At 39.3% G+C, this 21,693-nt stretch carries 16 protein-coding genes and 2 tRNA genes; 12 read left to right on the forward strand and 6 right to left on the reverse strand.

Going from position 1 to position 21,693, the window contains the following annotated elements; translation table 11 throughout:
• Positions 1-4 precede the first annotated feature (4 nt).
• A complete protein-coding gene (locus G8761_RS01835) occupies positions 5-1,855 on the reverse strand; it encodes a DNA ligase D (protein WP_166023057.1) in 1,851 nt (616 codons plus the stop codon).
• Positions 1,856-1,988: 133 nt separating this feature from the next.
• On the opposite strand from G8761_RS01835, the gene ku reads away from it, so the two are divergent.
• The 5 genes from ku to G8761_RS01860 all read left to right on the forward strand — a co-directional run bounded on the left by ku (position 1,989) and on the right by G8761_RS01860 (position 7,988).
• Positions 1,989-2,831 carry a non-homologous end joining protein Ku gene (gene ku, locus G8761_RS01840; protein WP_166023059.1) on the forward strand — a complete coding sequence of 281 codons (843 nt, stop codon included), beginning with the start codon at positions 1,989-1,991 and terminating at the stop codon, positions 2,829-2,831.
• 99 nt (positions 2,832-2,930) lie between these two features.
• Positions 2,931-3,587: a phosphatase PAP2 family protein gene (locus G8761_RS01845; RefSeq protein ID WP_166023061.1), complete on the forward strand. Its 657-nt coding sequence runs from the start codon at positions 2,931-2,933 to the stop codon at positions 3,585-3,587.
• A 65-nt stretch (positions 3,588-3,652) separates the two neighbouring features.
• Positions 3,653-5,143, forward strand: a complete 1,491-nt coding sequence (gene glpK, locus G8761_RS01850) for a glycerol kinase GlpK (protein ID WP_166023063.1) — start codon at positions 3,653-3,655, stop codon at positions 5,141-5,143.
• 143 nt (positions 5,144-5,286) lie between these two features.
• Positions 5,287-6,957 (forward strand): FAD-dependent oxidoreductase, encoded by a 1,671-nt coding sequence (locus G8761_RS01855; protein ID WP_166023328.1) that lies wholly within the window; start codon positions 5,287-5,289, stop codon positions 6,955-6,957.
• Between the two features lie 71 nt (positions 6,958-7,028).
• A complete protein-coding gene (locus tag G8761_RS01860) occupies positions 7,029-7,988 on the forward strand; it encodes a nucleoside hydrolase (protein ID WP_166023065.1) in 960 nt (319 codons plus the stop codon).
• A gap of 244 nt (positions 7,989-8,232) precedes the next feature.
• Here the strand turns inward: G8761_RS01860 and G8761_RS01865 are convergent, their stop codons facing one another.
• Positions 8,233-8,799 carry a GNAT family N-acetyltransferase gene (locus G8761_RS01865; protein ID WP_166023067.1) on the reverse strand — a complete coding sequence of 189 codons (567 nt, stop codon included), beginning with the start codon at positions 8,797-8,799 and terminating at the stop codon, positions 8,233-8,235.
• A gap of 154 nt (positions 8,800-8,953) precedes the next feature.
• Here G8761_RS01865 and G8761_RS01870 point away from each other — a divergent pair, with 154 nt between their 5' ends.
• From G8761_RS01870 to G8761_RS01885, 4 genes are all read left to right on the forward strand, one after another.
• Positions 8,954-10,183, forward strand: coding sequence for an ATP-grasp domain-containing protein (locus tag G8761_RS01870; protein WP_166023069.1), 1,230 nt, complete (start codon positions 8,954-8,956; stop codon positions 10,181-10,183).
• 22 nt (positions 10,184-10,205) lie between these two features.
• The gene (locus G8761_RS01875; protein WP_166023071.1) at positions 10,206-12,170 is read left to right on the forward strand and encodes a hypothetical protein; all 1,965 of its coding nucleotides are present in this window, start codon (positions 10,206-10,208) and stop codon (positions 12,168-12,170) included.
• Positions 12,171-12,547: 377 nt separating this feature from the next.
• Positions 12,548-14,374 carry a hypothetical protein gene (locus G8761_RS01880; RefSeq protein WP_166023073.1) on the forward strand — a complete coding sequence of 609 codons (1,827 nt, stop codon included), beginning with the start codon at positions 12,548-12,550 and terminating at the stop codon, positions 14,372-14,374.
• Between the two features lie 110 nt (positions 14,375-14,484).
• Positions 14,485-14,982 carry a metallophosphoesterase family protein gene (locus tag G8761_RS01885; RefSeq protein WP_166023075.1) on the forward strand — a complete coding sequence of 166 codons (498 nt, stop codon included), beginning with the start codon at positions 14,485-14,487 and terminating at the stop codon, positions 14,980-14,982.
• Positions 14,983-15,420: 438 nt separating this feature from the next.
• Here the strand turns inward: G8761_RS01885 and G8761_RS01890 are convergent, their stop codons facing one another.
• The 3 genes from G8761_RS01890 to G8761_RS01900 all read right to left on the reverse strand — a co-directional run bounded on the left by G8761_RS01890 (position 15,421) and on the right by G8761_RS01900 (position 16,204).
• A complete protein-coding gene (locus tag G8761_RS01890; protein ID WP_166023077.1) occupies positions 15,421-15,711 on the reverse strand; it encodes a DUF6509 family protein in 291 nt (96 codons plus the stop codon).
• Between the two features lie 266 nt (positions 15,712-15,977).
• A tRNA-Ser gene (locus tag G8761_RS01895) sits at positions 15,978-16,066 on the reverse strand.
• A 54-nt stretch (positions 16,067-16,120) separates the two neighbouring features.
• A tRNA-Leu gene (locus tag G8761_RS01900) sits at positions 16,121-16,204 on the reverse strand.
• A 227-nt stretch (positions 16,205-16,431) separates the two neighbouring features.
• On the opposite strand from G8761_RS01900, the gene G8761_RS01905 reads away from it, so the two are divergent.
• Genes G8761_RS01905 through G8761_RS01915 form a run of 3 tightly spaced genes read left to right on the forward strand, consistent with a single transcriptional unit; the run spans position 16,432 to position 19,978 of the window.
• On the forward strand, positions 16,432-17,184 hold the full coding sequence (locus G8761_RS01905) for a DeoR family transcriptional regulator (RefSeq protein ID WP_166023079.1): 753 nt from the start codon (positions 16,432-16,434) through the stop codon (positions 17,182-17,184).
• The gene (gene pfkB, locus G8761_RS01910) at positions 17,181-18,107 is read left to right on the forward strand and encodes a 1-phosphofructokinase (protein ID WP_166023081.1); all 927 of its coding nucleotides are present in this window, start codon (positions 17,181-17,183) and stop codon (positions 18,105-18,107) included. The genes G8761_RS01905 and pfkB overlap by 4 nt, the downstream gene beginning before the upstream one ends.
• Positions 18,107-19,978, forward strand: a complete 1,872-nt coding sequence (locus G8761_RS01915; RefSeq protein ID WP_166023083.1) for a PTS fructose transporter subunit IIABC — start codon at positions 18,107-18,109, stop codon at positions 19,976-19,978. Before pfkB ends, G8761_RS01915 begins: the two co-directional genes overlap by 1 nt.
• Before the next feature lie 243 nt (positions 19,979-20,221).
• On the opposite strand, the gene G8761_RS01920 is transcribed toward G8761_RS01915, so the two are convergent.
• The gene (locus G8761_RS01920; RefSeq protein ID WP_166023085.1) at positions 20,222-21,496 is read right to left on the reverse strand and encodes a bacillibactin exporter BcbE; all 1,275 of its coding nucleotides are present in this window, start codon (positions 21,494-21,496) and stop codon (positions 20,222-20,224) included.
• Between the last annotated feature and the right edge of the window lie 197 nt (positions 21,497-21,693).

Raw genomic sequence — 21,693 nt, forward strand, 5'->3', positions numbered from 1 at the left:
TAAATTAAATCCGGGTCTTGCTTCCTTTACTTTGCTTTAAAAATTCCAATATCGGAGCAAAAGGCTGGTTGGCTTTTGCAATGAAATAATCCTTAAACGGGTTGCCCAGAGAATCCATTCGTTTTTTTATTGTGATAAAGGTGTAATCTTTAGGATCCATTCTTAAGTTAACTTCATCCCAAAATAAAGGGGTTGCGATGCCAGCCCGTTCATTGCCTCTGAGAGAGAAGGGAGCAACAATTGTTTTTCCCTCAGAATGCTGAACATAGTCGACGTAAAGCCGGCCTTGCCTGTTCTTTTTTAGTCTTTCGACAGTAAAGGAGTCCGGTTTTTTTGAAATAAGGTACTCTGCAATAAAACTGGTGAAAAGCCTGGTGTCATCGTAAGAAAAGGTGTTTTCCGGAAGAGGGATATATACCTGGAGACCTTTGTTCCCGGAAGTTTTAATAAAGCCGGTTAAGTTTAATTCATCCAGCACTTCCTTAATTAGGATTGCAGCATGGACGGCAAGCTGAAAAGCTTCCTTTGATGGAGGATCGAGATCAAACACTATTTCGCTCGGCCCGCTGCTTTTTATGGTTTGAAATGGAATATGAAATTCAATCGCGAGCTGATTACCCAGCCATAAAAGTGTTTCAAGATTGTTGCACAGGATATATTCAATATCATCTGCCTGGACTGTTTTTACAAAATCAGGGGCATAATCAGGACAATTTTTTTGATAAAAAGGTTCGCCAAACATCCCGTGTGGAAATCTTATTACGGTAAGCAGCCTGTCCTTTAAAAAAGGCAGCATATAAGGTGAAATCTCAAGCAAATAATTAATATAATCCATTTTGCTTATGTCTTTATCCTGCCATAAAGGTTTTTCTGGATGTGTGATTTCAAATTCCTTTGGCAGGTTTTTTTTCTGCAATACAAACTTATCATAAGTACATTCAGCGGGAGTTAGATCAAAACGGAACCTTTCAAAATGAGGTTCTCTCAATTGGTTTTCGTAAAGCTCTAAATACTTCACTTCCAGGCAGATTGCCGGGTCAACATAAATATATTTGCTATCCTCATGCCGGCTATTTTGCTTGAGTGTTGCAAATAGAGCTTGTTTTTCATCTGGTTTAAGGCCAAACAAAATATGTCCAATCCTAACTACTTCAGTTCCCTTATAGACTCCTACACCAATATACTGATTGGTCTTATCGAGATCTGTAATAAAACAATTAAAGTGTTTGAAATTTTTATATTTTAGCCACGATGTTGTTCTTTTTCCTTCTTCCCAGGTACTGCCCTTTTGCTTAGCAACAATTCCTTCTCCGTCATATAAAACAACTTTTTCCCACAATTCTTTAAAATCCTTAAAAGGCTCAACGAATTGAAGCAGCTGTTCTGAATCGGGATTCGGTTTTTTATCAAAATGAAGAGAATCAAACAGGGTTGCCAGTTCTTTTTTCCGTTCAAGGTACCCCGCAGAAAAAAGCTGTTTTCCGCTAAGGAGCAAGACATCAAACGCGAGCAGCCGGCAAGGGCTTTTTTTTGCTTGTTCCTCAATATTTTTAATTGATTTCATTCTTCCTCTTTTTTGAATTCCCGAAAAATCCGCTTTGTAAATATTTTCAAGAAGCACTAACTCACCATCAAGGATTAACGGCAAAGATGGACTAAATAACTTTTCATACTGAAGAAGAAAGTTCTCTATTTCAGGAAATTGCGGAAGAAGGTCTTTACCGTTTCTGCTAATTAGCTTAATTCCGCTGCTATCCCATTCCAAAAAGGCACGAAAACCATCGTATTTTACTTCATAAAACCAATCAGGCTTTGAAGGTGTATCAAAGGTAAGTGTAGGCAGCATTGGTTTCATTCGCAGATGCTCCTTTAGAAAATATTCTGTCCTATTATTTTTAGTAAGTTAGTGGGATTTCATCCTTCCATAAGTTGATAAGAATGAGGAATTTGCATTTGAGAAAAATAATAAAAAAAGGATGGAGATATATATGCACACAATATGGAAAGGCAGTATTAGCTTTGGACTTGTAAACATTCCGATAAAGCTTCATGCGGCAACAGAGGATAAGGATATTAAACTGCGTACTCTGCATAAGGAATGCCATTCACCAATTAAATATGAAAAAGTATGCCCAGTTTGCGAAGTGGAAGTAAAGCCTGAAGATATCGTTAAGGCTTATGAGTATACAAAAGGAAAATATGTGGTTTTGGAGAATGACGACCTAGATAAACTAAAAAAGGAAAATGAAGACCGGGCAGTAGAGATTATTGATTTTGTGAAAATGGAACAAATCGATCCCATTTATTTTGATAAAACTTATTTTATGTCTCCCCATGAGGGGGGTTCAAAAGCATATTCACTTTTAAGAAAAGCCCTGCAGGACTCACAAAAGGTTGGAATTGCAAGAATGATTATTCGTTCAAAGGAACAGCTGGGGGTAATCAGGGTTTACGAAAATACCCTTGTTATGGAAACAATCCATTATCCAGATGAGGTCAGAAAAGCGGCTGATGTACCAAATGTACCAGCAGAGGATAAAGTCACAGATAGGGAATTGGATACCGCCATTTTATTGATTGACCAGCTGACAACAGAATTTGAACCAGGAAAATATATAGATGAATACAGAAATGCATTACTTGAGCTTATTGAAGCGAAACGAACAGGTCAGGAAGTTGTTACTCCTGCAGCGCCTAAAGAAGCAGCTTCAAATGTTACCGATTTGATGGCCGCATTACAGGCGTCAATTGACAGGACAAAACCTGAAAAAGCGGAAAAAGCACATGCTCCAAAGAAAAGGGCAGCAGTTAAAACAAAAAAGCGGGCATAAAAAACAAACCGGTTTCCCTCAGGAAACCGGTTCAATATTTTTGCAAAGGTAATTTTTAAAATGTAATAATGTTGAAAACAGGAAAAGGCGGTCAGAACGATGGAAGAGAAAGAGAAAAAAATAAGTGCAATCTATTTGAGCGTTATATTGGTTATTCTGGGAACCTTTTTAGGTGTATTTATCCTAGTAGCAAATGAAATGAGAGAGAATAAATTAGTTAAATTTGATCAAACAATCATCCATTATGTACAGGGGTTTATCTCACCCAAATTGACCGAAATTATGCTTTTTTTTACCTTTCTGGGATCAGTAAAATGGTTAATTATCGCGGTTATCCTTGCCACTTTAATTCTTTTTCTCCTTAAGAAAAGGGCTTTGGGAATTTTTATTTTATTATCCTCTGGCATTGGTTCGTTATTTAATTCTTTGCTTAAACATATTTTTAAAAGAACACGGCCGGATATTAAACCTTTAATTAAAGAAATGGGTTTTAGTTTCCCTAGCGGGCACTCCATGGGATCATTTATTTTTTATGGAGCAATTGCCTATATTTTAATTCATTATTACCATAAAAAATGGAGAAAAATAACGGGCGCCACTCTTATGTTTGTCTTGATATTCCTGATCGGACTTAGCCGGATTTACCTGGGGGTTCATTTTCCGAGTGATATTATTGGAGGTTTTACGGCAGGAGGCACATGGCTGGTCTGCTGTATTATTATGTTTCGGTACTATGAGTATAAAAAAGGTTTATAGCTTCCGGCTCTAACTCTCCATCTGTTATAGTTTTAATTAAGGAAAAAGAAATGGGAGGGACAGCGGTGGGTAAATATATTTTATCCCTTGACCAGGGAACTACTAGCTCAAGGGCGATTTTATTTAATCAGGCTGGGGAGATTGTACATACAGCACAAAAAGAATTTACTCAAATATTTCCTAAGCCTGGCTGGGTAGAGCATAATGCAAATGAAATTTGGGGTTCTATATTATCTGTGATCGCTTCCTGTCTTTCAGAATCTGGAATTAGTTCAGATGAAATCGCTGGGATTGGTATTACAAATCAGCGGGAAACTGCCGTTGTCTGGGAAAAAGAAACAGGCAGGCCAATATATAATGCTATTGTTTGGCAATCCCGCCAAACAAGCGGCATATGTGAAGAATTAAAGTCAGCTGGATATGAAAGTTTATTTAGGGAAAAAACCGGTTTGTTAGTTGACGCTTATTTTTCTGGAACAAAGGTAAAATGGATTCTTGATAATGTGGATGGAGCAAGGGAAAAAGCAAACCAGGGTAAGCTTTTGTTTGGGACGATAGATACATGGCTTATTTGGAAGCTTTCCGGAGGGATGGCGCATGTAACAGATTACTCAAATGCTTCGCGGACATTAATGTTCAATATTTATGATCTCAAATGGGATGAAGAATTGCTTGAAATACTCACTGTTCCTAAATCCATGCTTCCAGAGGTTCGCCCTTCATCAGAACAATATGCTAAGACAGTGCCTGCTCACTTTTTTGGCCAGGAGATTCCGATTGCCGGAGCAGCGGGAGATCAGCAGGCTGCTTTATTTGGCCAGGCGTGCTTTGAGAAAGGCATGGCAAAGAATACATATGGAACCGGCTGTTTTATGCTAATGAACACAGGTGAAAAGGCAGTCCATTCAGAAAATGGCCTTTTAACAACCATTGCATGGGGGCTGAATGGAAAGGTTGAGTATGCCCTTGAAGGAAGCATATTCGTTGCGGGTTCCGCTATACAATGGCTCCGGGACGGATTAAGGATGCTGAAAAGTGCTTCTGACAGTGAGGATTATGCAAAGAAAGTGGATACGGCAGACGGAGTTTATGTTGTTCCTGCCTTTGTTGGCCTTGGAACACCATATTGGGACAGTGAAGTACGTGGGGCTGTTTTTGGGCTGACACGAGGAACCTCTAAAGAGCATTTTATTCGGGCAGTATTGGAATCTCTTGCTTTCCAGACAAAAGATGTCCTTTCTGCAATGGAAGCAGATTCCGGAATAAAATTAAAGACACTCCGTGTTGATGGAGGGGCTGTTAATAATAACCTTCTAATGGAATTCCAAAGTGGGATTCTTAATGTACCTGTTGAGAGGCCAACAATCAATGAAACGACTGCCTTAGGTGCAGCGTATTTGGCTGGCCTTGCAGTGGGCTTCTGGGAAAGCCAGTTGGAAATAGCTTCACAGTGGGCAATTGATCGGTCCTTTACACCCACAATGGCTGATGAAAAAAGGGATACCTTATATACTGGATGGAAAAAAGCAGTTAAGGCTGCGATGGCCTTTAAATAAGTAAATGTGTATGAAACCCTTAATTGGGTAATAAAATAAAAAGTTAATATTTTCCGGAGGAGGAGGGACGCAGGCGCATAATCGCAGCAGACGATCGTGCTGTTTGTAGTCTCTTTCTTTTTTTAAGGAGGAAAAGCCTTATGATTGCCCTCACAAATTTTAATAGAAAAGCGATACTTGAAAAACTGTCCCTCGAGAATTATGATGTTTTAATTATTGGTGGTGGGATAACAGGAGCAGGAATTGCTCTTGATGCAGTTACCAGGGGGATGAAAACAGCTTTGATCGAAATGCAGGATTTTGCCGCAGGCACCTCAAGCCGGTCTACAAAGCTTGTTCACGGGGGTTTAAGATATTTAAAACAGTTTGAAGTGAAAATGGTTTCCGAAGTAGGGAAAGAGAGGGAAATCGTGTACGAGAACGGCCCTCATGTTACTGTGCCGGAGAAAATGCTTCTGCCTATCCACCAGAGAGGAACCTTTGGCAAATTTAGTACATCAATTGGTCTTCGAATCTATGATTTCCTTGCAGGCGTCAGAAAAAATGAGCGCAGAAAAATACTTAGCAGAAAAGAAACATTAGAACTTGAGCCCTTAATAAAAAGAGCAGGACTTAAAGGTGGAGGGTATTATGTTGAATATAGAACGGATGACGCGAGGCTTACAATAGAAGTGATAAAAAAAGCAGCTGAACAGGGTGCGGATGTATTGAATTATGTTAAAGCTGAGGCTTTGCAATACGAGGATGGAAAAGCCAGTGGGGCTGTAATAAAAGATATGTTCGATGAAACTGCTTATACAATTAAAGCGAAAAAAGTAGTAAATGCAACAGGCCCGTGGGTTGATTTTATCAGGGAAATGGACAGCTCAAAAAAAGGAAAACAGTTAAAGCTGTCAAAAGGGGTACATCTTGTCATCGATCATTCCCGCTTTCCTCTAAACCAGGCTGTGTATTTTGATACACCAGACGGAAGAATGGTATTTGCCATTCCCCGGGCTGGGAAAACCTATATTGGAACAACCGATACTTTTTACGATGGTGACCCATTAAATCCTAAAATAACCGAAAGTGACCGGACCTATCTTATAAAAGCTATCAATTTTATGTTCCCGGAGGTTAAGGCTTCTGAAGGGGATTTAGAATCAAGCTGGGCAGGGGTCAGACCGCTTATCTATGAAGAAGGGAAGGACCCTTCAGAAATATCAAGGAAGGATGAAATATGGACTTCTGATTCTGGCCTAATTACAATTGCCGGCGGAAAACTAACTGGATACAGAAAAATGGCAGAAACGGTTGTTGATCTGCTGGCAAATCAGCTAATCTTTGAAAAAGAAGGGCCATTTTCTGAGTGCAGCACAAAGAATCTTCCTATTTCTGGCGGTGACTTTGGGGGTTCGAAACAATTTCCTGAGTTTGTGAAGGAAAGAGTTAAAGAAGGAATAAACGAAGGATTATCGGAAACCGAAGCTAGGGAACTCGCAACAATTTATGGCACCAATTCGCCGATTTTATTTGATATTATTAAAAATAAAGCGGAAGTTTCAAATATGTACGGGCTTCCTAAATATTTATTTGCCAAATTAGAGTATGCGCTGGAATATGAGATGATTGTCCATCCGCTTGACTTTATCCTTAGAAGGACAGGAGATCTATTATTTAATATAAACAGAGTTAAAGAATATATGGAATCTGTAATCAAGTATATGGGACACCGGCTGTTCTGGACAGAAGCACAAATGGAAGAATATAAACAAGACGTGGAAAAGGCAATAATGGATGCTGTAATTCCTGCAAATTCGCAAGAGCTTCTGTAATGATAATAAATTAATTTTTTTTAAAACCCCTAACTGCATAAACTGTAAAAGTAGGCTGGGGAGGTATTGCTATGTTTAATGTCCTCATGTTTGTTGATTCCGGTGTGGATGATTCTTTTGCTTTAATGTATGCATTAATGAACCCTGAGATTAAAGTTGTTGGTGTGGTAAGTGGCTATGGAAATATAACGAAGGAACAGTCCGTTAGGAACACCGCTTATTTACTAAAGCTTGCTGGCAGGGAGGATATCCCTATTATCGCCGGAGCAGCTGGACCGTTATCAGGTGAGCAAACCTCCTATTATCCTGAAATACATGGAAAAGAGGGACTTGGTCCGATTAGGCCGCCAGCAAACCTTACAAATCTGAATTTATATGATATCAATAAAATTATTGAGCTTGTAAACCTATACAAAAACAACCTTTATATCGTTGGGGTTGGGAGGCTTACAGAACTTGCATTGCCCTTTATTTTATATGGAATTGACGCATTGAAAGATGTATCTGCCTTTTATATTATGGGTGGAGCTTTCCTTGTACCAGGGAATGTGACATCTGAAGCAGAAGCAAATTTTTATGCTGATCCAATCGCAGCTTACACGGTTATGGAAAAAGGCAGGAATATTTTCCTTCACCCTTTGAATATAACAAACCGGGCGATTGTTACCCCTGAAATGATTGAATTTTTGTCTATAAATAGCCCCAGTCCTTTTAAGCCATTGTTGAAACCAGCATATGATTACTATTATTCAGCTTATCAAAAGCTTGTTCCCGGAATTAAGGGTGCGCCTATTCATGATGTAGTTCCCTTGATCGCTTTGACCAATCCGGACCTGGTAAGATACCTGCCAAGAAGAGTAAGGGTCGAGCAATTTGGAAATGCCCGTGGAAAAAGCATAGCTGATTTTCGCCCTAAACCAGATGAGGAACCAAAAGAGACTCTCGATTTTATAGGGATGGAAGCAGACATTCCAAAGCTTCTTCAAAACTTTATGGACGTATTCTTAAAAAAGACACAAAATCAACGCTAAAACACGCCGGGATATTATTCCAGGCGTGTTTGTTTTTAGCTCTTGTTGTAACCTTTGTGGTTTATAAACGCAAAAATAGACTCGCTTTCCGTGGGCAATCCGCGAGCCTCCTCGGTCTCTAACGACCTGCGGGGTCTCGCCTAGCTTGCTTTTCCCGCAGGAGTCTCTTTTATTTTTGTTCACAGTTTCTTTAAATTTAAACAATCTCTTAGAAAAGAGCCTTGTTTTTAGATTCATGAACAGACTATTCTGCCCGTCTTAAGATATTTTTGTTGAGATAAAGGACTTCAGAAACATGCTGCATTTCTTTACCGTAAATATCCTTAGCTTTATAAGTATGGACCTGAATATAGGTTTCTTTCATTTTAGCAAAAATCCAGTTTTCTGAAATTTTTTCAGGAGACCAATAGTATATATCCATCTCATTAAGTTCATTTGTCACAATATGCATGCGCTGGTAAGTAATAGAACGTGCCATTTTAAAGCCATTTTTTTCATAAAATCGTACTCGTTTTTTCGAATCGGGATCTTGAGAATTAATAGGCTCTACTTCAAGAATAATCGGTTTACCTTTTCTTTTTAGCCTATCAATCAGCCTGCTTCCAGCGCCTTTCCCTCTGTTTGATCCAGTTATCAGAATATAATCTATAAAAATAAAATCCTCTTTTTCAAGGTAAATTAATACATAATCAATTCCTTCATCTCTTTTGTATATCCCGTCTTTATCCAAAAATAACTGCTCCATTTGCCCTTTTATTTTCATTTCTATTTCAGGGAAGTAGAATGTTAGTTTTTCATACCAGTCGGCCATAATCTCGCTCCTTTGGAAAGTTTTCCAATATACTAGATACCTGTAAAAATGAGAGATTAAACCAATATTTGAAAAATTAAGTTTAATAGTCTTTTAAATTGGAAATATAGAAGTGGTTAAAAGCTATTATTTTAAAGACAGGGCAGGGAAAAAAATGGGAATTAATGAGAGTTTAAATGAGAAATTAACTGCATTATTAGGATGGAGTCTTCAGGCAATTGAAGCTATTGATAAACTAAATCGCCCTTTTGTAGTAGTCGGGCCGCCTGAATTTCAGGCCTTTGCTGATAGCAATGATATTAACTTTGTTGCCTGGCAGTTTGAACGCCTAAACGAAAAATCAGATGAGCTTTATCAAAAGTTGGCAGATTTAAATACTAAGCTTGCCGTTCCAATATACGAAGAAACAGTAGAATGGGCAGGGGTACTTAATGCCCGTTTTCAAAACGACCCCCGCATTTTCAATCGTTCTTTACTTTTAAGGGATAAAGGTCTAATGAAAAGAAAGGCCCAAATGGCTGGAATCAAAGTTGGTGTTTTTGAAGAAGCATATGACAAGGAAGACGTTTATCGCTTTTTGAAAAGAGTTAATGAAGCCCTTATTAAGCTTGATGGAGATGTGAATGATCCTATTCATGTTAAGCCGCTGAATAAAGCAGGCACAGTTGGGCACAGAATGATTCAGGATCCGAAGGACATTGAATTAATGTCTGCTGATGAATTTCCTTGTTTGATGGAAAGCCACTTGGACGGACAGGAGTTTTCCTGTGAAGCGTTTATCCACAATGGAAAAGTTCGTTTTTTAAATATAACGGAGTATGTTCAGCTCGGACATTCGAATTTCATCCCTGCTTCCCCTTCACTCGAAGAATGGAGACCGAAAATTCGTGAACAAATTGAAAAGCTGGTTGATTCTTTTGAAATTAAATATGGTGTAATCCATCCTGAATATTTTATTTCACCGGACGGTTCGATTAACTTTGGTGAGGTGGCTGCAAGGGTTCCGGGCGGCCATATTTTCGAACTGATTGAGCGCGCCTATGGCTTTAGCGCATTTCAGGCTCAAATTCTCTGCAGTGACCCAGATACCCCGGAAGATGTGCTTGAGGACTTTTTCCCTGAGGAAGTTACATCTGCAAAAGGTTATGCGGGAAGCTTGATGGTCTACCCAAGGGTCCACATTATTGATAGATTGAATGTTCCTGAAGAACTTAAAGAAGATCCTTATTTTGAGCGCCATGACATGTTTATTCCCGTTACCTCCAAGGTTGCAGAACGTGTTGGATTCGGAAATCACTATGGAACCATTTTTTTCTTTGGAGATGACAGCGGCCGGATGAGAGAGCTTTTAAAAGAATATGAGGATTACGATTTCTATCTTTAATCATTTTAGGGGGAAGTACTAAATGGCAGCACAAATCACAGCATTAACAGATAAATTTACACAAGCCCTCGAAAGGCTTGAAAGCGCTAAACCATTTGCTAAAAGCATGTATCAAACGGACGTTTTCCAGACTTCAATCGAGCTTGCCGGGAGTAAGGAAGGCCTCCAAGCAATCTATGAAAAAGCGCCGTTATTCGATAAAGCAGGAGTATTTAATGGCGGGCCCTGGGAAGATGCTTCCAAGCTGCAGGCTCCATTTGTCGGAGGTTCCTTTCAGGTAAAGGGGGTTAATTCGATCATTGAACTGCTGAGTGAAATGAGAATGCTCTCCATTGCTAAAGGAGATTATGAACACGAAAAGGTTAGTGCCTCCGAAGCAAAGGACTTTTTAAATGAGGTTCTAGCCCTGAATCTGGACCTTCTGTTTCCTCCAGAAACAGAAGCATCCCGTATTAATACTGGTGAACATATTGAACGAGCGGAAAGACTTTTTCAGTTTCTTGGTGAAGAACTTTCCTTTAATGCAATTGCTGCAAAAATTGTTAGCGAGATTGACCGGCTGACTGTTCAACGGCCAATAATGACAAGCAGAATTGAAAAAATGATAAATATGGCCAATCATATGACCCAATCCAATATTGAAGAGGAATCAAAACAGGCCTTGCTCAAATATGCTAAAGCATTGGCCGCTGTTTCTCCCTTAAGCGAAAAATACAACAGTCTGCGCGAGTACCGTTTAGCATTAAAAGAAGCAAGCGAGAGTGAATGGGCGAAGGAAGCAGAGGCATTTGCTTCCTCAATGAACGAAACTGGGCTTGTGTCACCTTATCACGCAATATTTATCAGGTTCTTAAATCGCGCAAACCCAGATCTTATTCCAGCTGCATTAGAATTATCTGAAACGGGAACGGCAAGTTTCAATGCTAATACTTCCTTTATTCATGATTTCATTCAGCTAGGTATTCATCCTGAAACACGTCAGTCTATTTATGGACTTTCGCGCATGCTGAATAGGGGTGTTCTTACTCAGGATCCAATTATTCCGGGTATTAGAAGGTTATTTGAACTGGATATTCATCCAAAGGTGAAAAAAGCTTTGCTTAAGCCAGAGTATGAGCAAGGCGGTATTACTGCAAATGGAGTACTTCTTGCAGGGATAGCTAGTGTTCTTGGTCAGCCACTGGGTGTAGGTCAGGGTTTAAATCCGACCTGCCAGTCAGCGAGGGCAATCAGCCTATGGGCACAGCATGGTATCGGCCAATTATTAGATTTACTCGCCCGTGCTGCCAGGGATAATGATATTGACATAACTTTTGAAGGAGAAGTGATTCATTCCAGCCAAATTGAAGGTGGAGTTGCGGATGAAATCCATTATGAACTGGATTCTGTTTCAGTGGTTTTAGTACCTCATTTGGATAAAGTCTATAATGAGATGATGAAACGGACGTTTCTGCGTGGAGAAGATGGCCATAAATGGGTTAACCCTGAGTTTTACGGAGAATGGATTCCAAGGGGCTTCAAAAATCTTATTGATCCATTAACCGGAGCCGTTGTAAATTATGAAGCGTTTGTAAGATTGTTTTATGCAACACATCATCCTGACTACAATGAGGGTTATGAGCTAATTTATCCGAACCCGGTAGGAATTTATATCACAAACGTTCATGGGAAATTGCTAGGACTTCATGCTGTTTCCATCCAACGGATTGACAAGGATCCTGAAGGAGAATATCGGATTTATTTTTACAATCCGAATAATGACAGCGGCCAGAACTGGGGCAAAGGCGTTGAACCGAGCGTTCGTGGCAATGGGGAGCTCGAAGGCGAGTCATCGCTGCCTTTCGCTGAATTTGTATCCCGTATGTATGCTTTCCATTATAATCCTTATGAACAGGGAGATACCTATATGGTTGAAGACAGCATAGTTGAGGAAGTTCGGAAGATGGCCCAGGAAAGCTGGGGACAGGATTATACTTGGCTTTCATAACAATTATCAAAAAGCTGCGTCCCTAAAAAGGAGCGCAGTTTTTTACATTTACTTTGTGTTAAAGCTATTAATAATTTTGTACAAAGTTGATGGGAGCAGAAAACGAATGTCGAGAGCGGAAATCTACAGGCAAGTATAACAAAGCCTATTCTTAAAAGAAAATGGGGCTCATTAGAAATATCGGGCACATTTCATACATAACAATACTATCCTATATATACAAGGTGTAAATCGGGATTTTGTTTCGGAAGGCGGAAGCTTTAGCCAGGAGAGAAAACTCCTGGAACACTTAAAATATAAAACAGCCTTGTGATTTAAAAATCCCTTGCTTGGCGAAGCTGAAAAGGACCAAAACTTTCGAAAAAGAGGGGTGTCAATTGGGCTTAAAACAGCAATCTTTAGATGGACTTTTTCTTGGCACTCTAAATGCATTAGCATCGAAGGGGGCTCAGGGTGACATAAATCTTCGAAAGCAATGTATAAGCTATGCCAGAGATTTGCTAAATACAGAAACAGGGTTTGAGACGGCTCTTTACTATGCACCATTATTTGAGCAAGCGGGCTTGTTTTCGTCCACGCCCTGGGGGGATCCAGTTCTTCTTAAGCCTGGACTTGTAAGAGGAACTCTCCTGGCCGGGGGACTAACAGCGGTATGTGAAATGCTAAGTGATATTCGGGTGCTGGCTATTTCAATTGGAATTTTTGATAAAACTGGCTTTAGCAGGGAAGCAGCATCCCGATTTATTGATAAGGTTCTAGTCTTGAATTTAGACTTGGTATTTCCAAAGATAAATGAATTAACAAGGCTACAGAACAGAGATATTGAAACACTGAACCGCTTTTTTACTTTTATAGCAAAATACCATGCAAGCCCGGAGATTTTTGATAAATTCATAATAGAAATTGAAGAATTGTCTGCACAGAGACCAATTGTAAACAATAAAATAGTAACCATGATTGAGGCTGGAGAGACGCTGTCAAAACAGACTAATCGAATCCCGCATAAATATCTTCTTTTTAAAAATGCCCTCCATACTCCAACAAAATTAAGTCAATTGCATGAGGATCATTATATGGCTTGTCTTTCTGGATGCAATGAGAATGAGCTGAAGGCTGAAGCAGGACAGTTTGCGGAATCCATGTTCCTTACAGGGATTGTATCAAATCATCATGTTTCTATAACTAAATTTTTATCAGAGAATTACCCTCATTTGCTGGGAGATGTACTAGGTTTAGGACAAAATGGCAGAAATCAGTTACTGGGCTGCCTCGAAGAAATTCGGTTTTTAATAGATAAATCACTCATTTTTACAACACATCAAAGTGTTTACGGACTTTCAAAATTAATAGAAGAAAACATCATGTCAGAGGATATACTTTATAGTCTGCGTTCTCTTGCATCAGTACCTATTAGTATTACAGTACAGGGAAGGATTGAGAAATCATTTGAAATTTCACCGTCCGAGGTAAGAGCAGTGATAATTGCAGGTGCTATATGTCTGCTTGGATCCCCGCTCGGCATTGCTCAGGGCCATAATCCAACCTGCCAGTCAACCAGGGCCCTTAGTTACTGGGCTCAAACACATCCATTATATTTGTTGGAGCTTTTAAGCAAGGCTGTTGCTCTGGATCATATTGAAATGGAATTTGAGGGAATAAGGTTATCTTCCTCCCTTCTAGAGAAGTATTCTTTAAATTTATCTATTCCGATGGACCCTGTTTCTGTAATCCTTCTTCCGCATCTCCATTGTGTTTATAATGAAATGCTGAAAATGGCAGGCGGAAGGAAAGATGATCCGCATAAATGGGTCAACCCAGCTTTTTACGGCCCTCATGTTCTTTCTGGTTTTTCGAGTATTTATAATGACCTGAACTTTTACAGCCATTTTAGAAAGTATTATCATCCTGCAAGTCATTTTGCTATCCATGATTCTTTACCTCAGCCTGCAGGCATTTTCATTTTAGATGATAAAGGGAATAACATGGGGGCGCATGCGATATTAATCCAGCGAGTAGGGATTGACCAGGATCAAATTTCCCGTGTTTATTTTTACAATCCTAACAATGACAGCAGGCAAACCTGGGCAGGATCGATTGTTACTAGCGTTAAAGGAAATGGAGAATTAGAGGGAGAGGCCTCACTTCCATTCGAAGACTTTATAAGTTGTTTATATGCTTTTCATTATCCTGAGGAAACCTCTTGAGAGAACAGCGGAGATAAATTTCTTCCTGTTTTTTTTGTTCAGATTAAGAAGAGGTGGTTCGGGAATATAAAAATAAAAAAACAATATCTTTGTATTAATAAAGGAACCTTATGAAAATAGTTGTTGTTTCAGATACTCATATACCGAGAAGAGCAAAAAAACTACCCACTGCTTTATTAAAGGACCTTGTCGTTGCAGACCTTATGTTGCATGCGGGTGATTGGCAAACAGTGGAGGTTTATGAGGAGCTTTCCAAATACGGTAAAGTCGAGGGAGTCTATGGGAATGTCGACGGAGTAGATATAAAAGGAATTTTCTCTGAAAAGAAAATTATCGAAGCTGGTAAATTTCACATCGGGATTATTCATGGGCATGGGAAAGGACAGACAACTGAAAAGCGTGCCCTCCGTGCATTTAAAGATGATCATGTGGATTTGATCATTTTCGGACATTCACATATTCCCCTGAAGAAAAGGGCCGGGGAAATTCTTTTATTTAATCCAGGATCTGCAACAGACAAACGGAGACAAGAACAGTATTCCTATGGGGTAATAACAGTAGGGGAAACTTTGCATGTCGAACATGTTTTTTACGATTCAAAGGAGTAGGCAGAAACTTTTATCGTCGATTAGAAAATTATAGATTTTCACCTTGTGGATAAATCCGAACTAGGTTATTATAATCCAGCTCCACAAGGAACGCTTCGTCAGCAATACATCGCACGAAGAAAAGCGCAGCTTTTCGAGGAGCGCCCAGCCAGCTTTCCGCGAGAATATACTTCTTTGAATATCTTGTGAGGATCATGATCGAGAGGTGATGATTCGAACAGCACGGGGTTCCATAAGCCAAATCACTTCAGAAATCAGGACAAGGAACGCTCCGGCAGCTTATACATCGCACGAAGAAAAGCGCAGCTTTTCGAGGACGTGGCGTTTTTAGCCTTTCATCATCTGAACAGGGCGCTTGTGCCTTTCTTTACAAAAGAGTCAATAAATGAAAAGAAAAGCAGGAAAATCCCTGCTTTTCTAACGTTTTAGTTCAAGAATTCAAACGAAATCTGTTATTGCTTGTTTGCAGTAAAGATTAACATCTGCCTCTTCGTCCTCTTCAAGTTCAAAGTCGAGAACTTTCTCTGGACCTTTTTCATAAAAGTGATACTGCAGAATTTTAAAGTTATCTCCGTCAACACCATAGATTACTTTTAAACCTATTCCATTTTCGGAGTAAAGCTCGTCATCTTCATCTACATCAATATCCAAAAAGAACTCGTAGCGGTCGCCTGATAAAAGTCCAAATGGATCTTCAAGTTTTTCAATAGTATGGCCTGTTATATTCATCAAATCATCCTTTTTCTATATTCTCTTCCACTATTATACACTCTTTTAATAAAATCTTGTAAAGACGCGGAAAAAAGGCAAATAATTAAATGTTAATTATTTTCACAAAAATAATCATTAACTTCAGTTTTAAGATTGAGCGAGGAGCTTGGGCTTATTTATTCATGACTTTGTAAAAAGATTGGAATAGGCAGGATATCGCAGATGAATGAATAGATGGGAAAAAGAAAAAGCTTGCTCTAATAATTTTGAGCAAGCTTTTTTGACGGAGAAGGTGAGATTCGAACTCACGCGACGGTTGCCCGCCCTAACGCATTTCGAGTGCGCCCCCTTATAACCACTTGGGTACTCCTCCATAATAAAGATAAAGAAAGTCAGAAACCCAACCAGAATTGGTTGGGTTTTTATATGCGGATGAGAGGACTTGAACCTCCACGGGGTTGCCCCCACTAGAACCTGAATCTAGCGCGTCTGCCGATTCCGCCACACCCGCGTGTTAAATGTCTGCTTTAATAATATAACATAGTTAGTTAGAAATTTCATTAGGAAATTTTCGCTTAATAAATAATAAAAGAATTGCTGATAAATAAAATATTCAGTATACATTCAAAAACGTTCACACATATGACTGTTTTTAGATGATTTTGATAGAAAATGATTGAATCATGATATCGCTTACAGTATAATGAAGGCAGAGAAAGATGAAAAGAGGTGCTAAAAGTGTTAACGCAACAGCGTCATAGAATCATACTGGATTTGCTAAAAGAAAAGAGTGTTATAAAAATCCAGGAAATTATTGATTTAACTAATACCTCTGAATCAACCATAAGACGTGATCTTTCCCAGCTTGAGGAATCAAGGTTTTTAAAAAGAATTCATGGCGGGGCAGCGAGGCTTCAGGGGAAGCTTCAGGAACCAAGCATGATTGAAAAAGCATCCATAAACCTTCAGGAAAAACGATTAATTGGACAATATGCAGCCAGCTTAATTGAAGAGGGTGACAGTATCTATCTTGATGCCGGGTCAACTACAAAAGAGATGATTGATTTTCTTGATGTTAAAGACTTGGCTGTTGTTACAAATGGTTTTATGCATTTGAGTGACTTATTGAACAAAGGAATCAAAACATATCTTTTAGGCGGCTATGCTAAACCTTCGACAAATGCTCTTATTGGCCGGGGGGCACTGGAAGGCCTTGAGATGTACCGATTTGACAAGGCCTTTATTGGGGTCAACGGCATCCATCCTCAATCTGGATACACAACTCCTGATCAGGAGGAGGCTATGGTTAAGCAAAAGGCTATAAACCTTTCAAGAGATGTGTTCATTCTTGCTGACGATTCGAAATTTGGAGAAATTTCTTTTGGGAAAATCGCTGATCTTAACCAGGCAGTTATTATTACAAATAAGCTGGAAGAAGATATAAGCAAACATTATAAAAGCAAAACAACAATAAAGGTAGTGACATCATGATTTACACAGTAACTTTAAATCCATCAGTTGATTACGTTGTTGAATTGGAACAAGTAGAATTAGGCGGTTTGAATAGAACTTCTAAGGAAACGAAATTCCCAGGAGGTAAAGGCATTAACGTCTCCCGGGTTTTGAATAGATTGGGTGTTGGAAGCATAACGCTCGGTTTTGCAGGAGGATTTACAGGCCGGTACATCGATGAATACCTCTCCCGCGAGAATATTGAAACAGATTTTGTCTGGGTGGAGGAAGATACTCGAATAAATGTGAAAGTGAAATCTAAAAAAGAAACTGAGATAAATGCACGTGGGCCAAAAATCAGCAGCGAGGACTTAGAAGCACTTAAAAACAAGGCTGCTCAATTGTCCAATGAAGATATTCTAGTTCTTGCCGGGAGCATTCCTTCCAGTATGCCGAAAACCACGTATGAAGATTTAGTAAAGATATGCACGGAAAATGGCACTGGATTTATCGTTGATGCTGAAGGAGATTTACTAATAAAAGTTCTGCCATATAAGCCTTTACTCATTAAACCAAACCATCACGAACTTGGAGAACTATTTGAAACAACCATAAGTACTAAGGAAGAAGCCATTTATTTCGGCAGGGAGCTGCTGAAAAAAGGAGCTCAAAACGTTATTGTGTCGCTTGCTGAGAAGGGCGCTGTTTTTTTAAATAATGAAATCACCTATTCAGCTGAGGTTCCAGCAGGAGAAGTAAAAAGCTCAGTAGGTGCTGGGGATTCAACTGTTGCAGGCTTTCTTGCAAAATATCAGGAAACAAGAAACTTTGCAGAGGCTTTTAAATATGGGGTAGCTTCTGGAAGTGCAACTGCTTTTTCAATCGGTTTATGTACAAAAGAACAAATCGATGAATTACTTCCGCAGGTAAAAATAACTGATTTTCAAGAGGGGGAGAGTTAATGAAAATTACTGAACTGCTAACTAAACCGACTATTCTTCTAACTATGACATCTGCACAAAAAGAACAAGCTATAGATGAGCTCACAGAAGTACTTTATAAGGCAGGGAAAATCACAGACAAAAATGAATTTAAAGCTGCCATTGTTAATCGGGAAGAACAAAGTACAACAGGAATTGGTGATGGAATTGCCATTCCGCATGCTAAAGTGAAGGCTGTTAAAGACGCGGCTATTGTTTTTGGAAAGTCTAAAGCAGGGGTGGATTATCAATCTCTAGATGGACAGCCTGCACATTTGTTTTTCATGATTGCAGCGCCAGAAGGTGCAAATAATACTCATTTGGAAGCTTTAGCCCGGTTGTCATCCATTTTGATGAACCAGGAAGCACGTGAGAAACTTTTAAATGCTGATTCTCCTGAAACAGTACTAGACATAATTAATAGTTATGACCATGAAGAGGAGGAGGAACAGGATCTTTCAGGTAAGAAAAACACCGTGGTGGCTGTAACAGGCTGTCCGACAGGTATTGCACATACCTATATGGCTGCAGACTCGTTAAAAGCAAAAGCAGCTGAAATGGGTGTTGATATTAAGGTTGAAACAAATGGCTCTGGAGGAGCAAAAAACGTTCTCACAGATGAAGAGATAGAGAATGCAGCTGCAGTTATCATCGCTGCTGATATTAATGTTAAAATGGAAAGATTTAAAGGCAAACATGTTATTCAGGTACCTGTAGCGGATGGTATCAGAAAGCCTCAGCAATTAATTGAAAGAGCACTAAAACAGGATGCACCTGTATACAAAGGAGTTTCAGGAAAGGAAGAGGCATCTTCTGATAAAAAAGAAACCCGTACTGGTTTTTACAAACACTTAATGAATGGCGTTTCAAACATGCTTCCATTTGTAGTTGGCGGAGGTATATTAATTGCCATTTGTTTCATGTTCGGATATAACTCCTTTAAGCCTGGTGATCCAACTTATAATAAATTTGCAGAAGCATTAATGACCATTGGCGGAGGAAATGCATTTGGATTAATCGTTCCCGTTCTTGCAGGATTTATCGCTTTGAGTATTGCAGACCGTCCTGCATTTGCACCAGGTATGGTTGGTGGTATGCTTGCTTCAAGCGGCGGTGCAGGCTTCCTTGGTGGTATGATTGCTGGTTTCCTAGCTGGTTATGTTATTGTTCTATTAAAGAAATTGTTCTCCAAACTTCCACAATCATTGGAAGGAATTAAAAGTATTCTTTTATATCCGTTATTTGGCATAGCCATTACAGGATTTATCATGCTTTTTGTAGTGAATAAGCCGGTTGGAATACTGAATAAAGCAATTGCACACTGGCTGACTGACCTTGGAACCGGTAACGCTGTATTGCTTGGTATTGTTCTTGGTTTAATGATGTCCTTTGATATGGGTGGCCCTGTTAATAAAGCAGCATATGTTTTTGGTACAGGTTTACTTGCAAGCGGAGTTTACCAGCCAATGGCCGCTATTATGGCAGCTGGTATGATTCCGCCGCTGGGAATTGCGATTGCTACAACTTTATTTAAAAACAAATTTACAACACAGGAAAGAGATGCAGGAAAGGCATGCTATATCATGGGGCTATCCTTTATAACTGAGGGAGCCATCCCGTTTGCAGCTTCTGATCCCTTACGTGTAATTCCTGCGGCTATGGCAGGTTCTGCCGTAGCAGGAGCTCTATCAATGGCTTTTGGAATTGGCTTAAGAGCACCGCACGGAGGAATTTTCGTAGTACCGTTAGTTGAACATGGTGTACTACAGTATGCATTAGCTATCCTTGCTGGTGCAGTAGTAACTGCGGTTCTGCTTGGAATTTTAAAGAAACCTGTCAAAAATAAAATATAAAAAAACTAGGCCATTGGTGAGAGAAGAGGCGTAGTTGGATTATATGGCACCTTCAGGGAAATGTGAACTTTGTTAAAAGAATGCACGACTACGGCAAAAAAACAATGATTTTTTTGTGCGGGGCAAAGCTGATAAAGCTTTGCCTTGTCTCTGTACTTTCCGCCTGACTAGAAACATTTTCTCCATCTGGCGTTCAAAATTTACTAAGCTAAATAAATCACGCCGGGATTTCCCCCGGCGTTTTTATGCTTTGCTTGTTTTCTTAGCACCCGGACGAATAGCCATTAAGGCTACAATGGCAGCAAGTATACACACTCCGCCAAGTACGATAAAAATCCAGTTATCGGATTTTTTCATTAGAAGGGCGACTACAGGAGGACCTGCTGCAACCCCTATAAATCGCATGGAACTATAAATGGAACTGATTGTTCCCCTTTCCTCTTTCTCTATTCCTTCTGTAATTAAGGCGTCCAGGCATGGCAGTCCAACGCCAATACCAATTCCGGCAAGTAAAAACATCATAATCATGAACCAAAGATTATCTGAGAAATAAAGTGCTCCTATGGCCGCTGCTGCAAGAACAGTTCCTCCTAGATTAATCCATTTCATCATGACCTTGTTTTTCTTTATAAATTTACCCGTCAAAAATGAAGATAGGCATAGAGCTCCGAGAGGAATAGCTAAAAATAGTCCCTTTTTAATGTCTTTAATTCCATATTCTTTTTCAAATTTATCGGATAAATAAAACAGGATGCCGAAAAGGACAAACATAAGTATGCCCCCAATGAAAAAGATTGCATATAGCCAGCGTCCTTTTTCGCCAAGGATTTTTTTAAGATTGGTGAGAAATTCTTTAAACGGGAGCGGTTTTTGATCAGTCTTAGGACTTTTGACCATAAACAGCATCATTAGAATTGAAATGGCACAAAGGATTGGTATTGAAAAAAATGGTATATACCATATAAAACCTGCTAAAAAAGCTCCCAAGACAGGACTGATTACTTTACCAAATGTGTTGGCGGTTTCAATAATACCCAGTGTACTGCTAACTTCATCTTCGCTTTTAAACATGTCCGCAACGAGAGGAAGGACAATTGGAAATGCACCAGCAGCACCCACACCCTGCAATGAACGTCCGATAAGGATTACCCAATATGAATTGTCCATTTTCCATGCAGCCCATGCAGAAATCACTCCGCCGATTGCTGCAATAATTAAGCTTGGAATGATAACCTTTTTCCTGCCAATATGGTCGGAAATATATCCTGCTATGGGAATAAGGATAATAGCCACAATAGAATAAACTGTTATAATCATGCTAGTTTGAAAAGCGGTTATGGATAAACTTTTTTCCATCGCAGGCAGAACCGGTATTAACATTGAATTTCCCAATGTCATTACAAGTGGAATAGAAGATATAGCAATAACAGAACCCTTCTTCTTTCCCTTTTTCTTGGCTTTTGAGTGGGAGTTCCTTACTGCCTTAGATGCCCCGTATATACTTTCAACATTCTCCATGTGGACAAATCCCGCCTTTTTTTTATTTCTAACATTAATATTTGCTTCATTTTCAAAAATTAAAAAGCCTTTTTATGGAAGGGGGGCTAAAGAAATACTTTTCTTTTCTAAGCATAAAAATCGGAATATTCAGGTTTATATCTTTTGAGAAAGGAAAAAGAAATATGTAATCGCTTTTTTAACATACAATTTTTAAG

It is taken from the genome of Neobacillus terrae, from assembly GCF_011393025.1.
Classification (GTDB): domain Bacteria; phylum Bacillota; class Bacilli; order Bacillales; family Cytobacillaceae; genus Neobacillus_A; species Neobacillus_A terrae.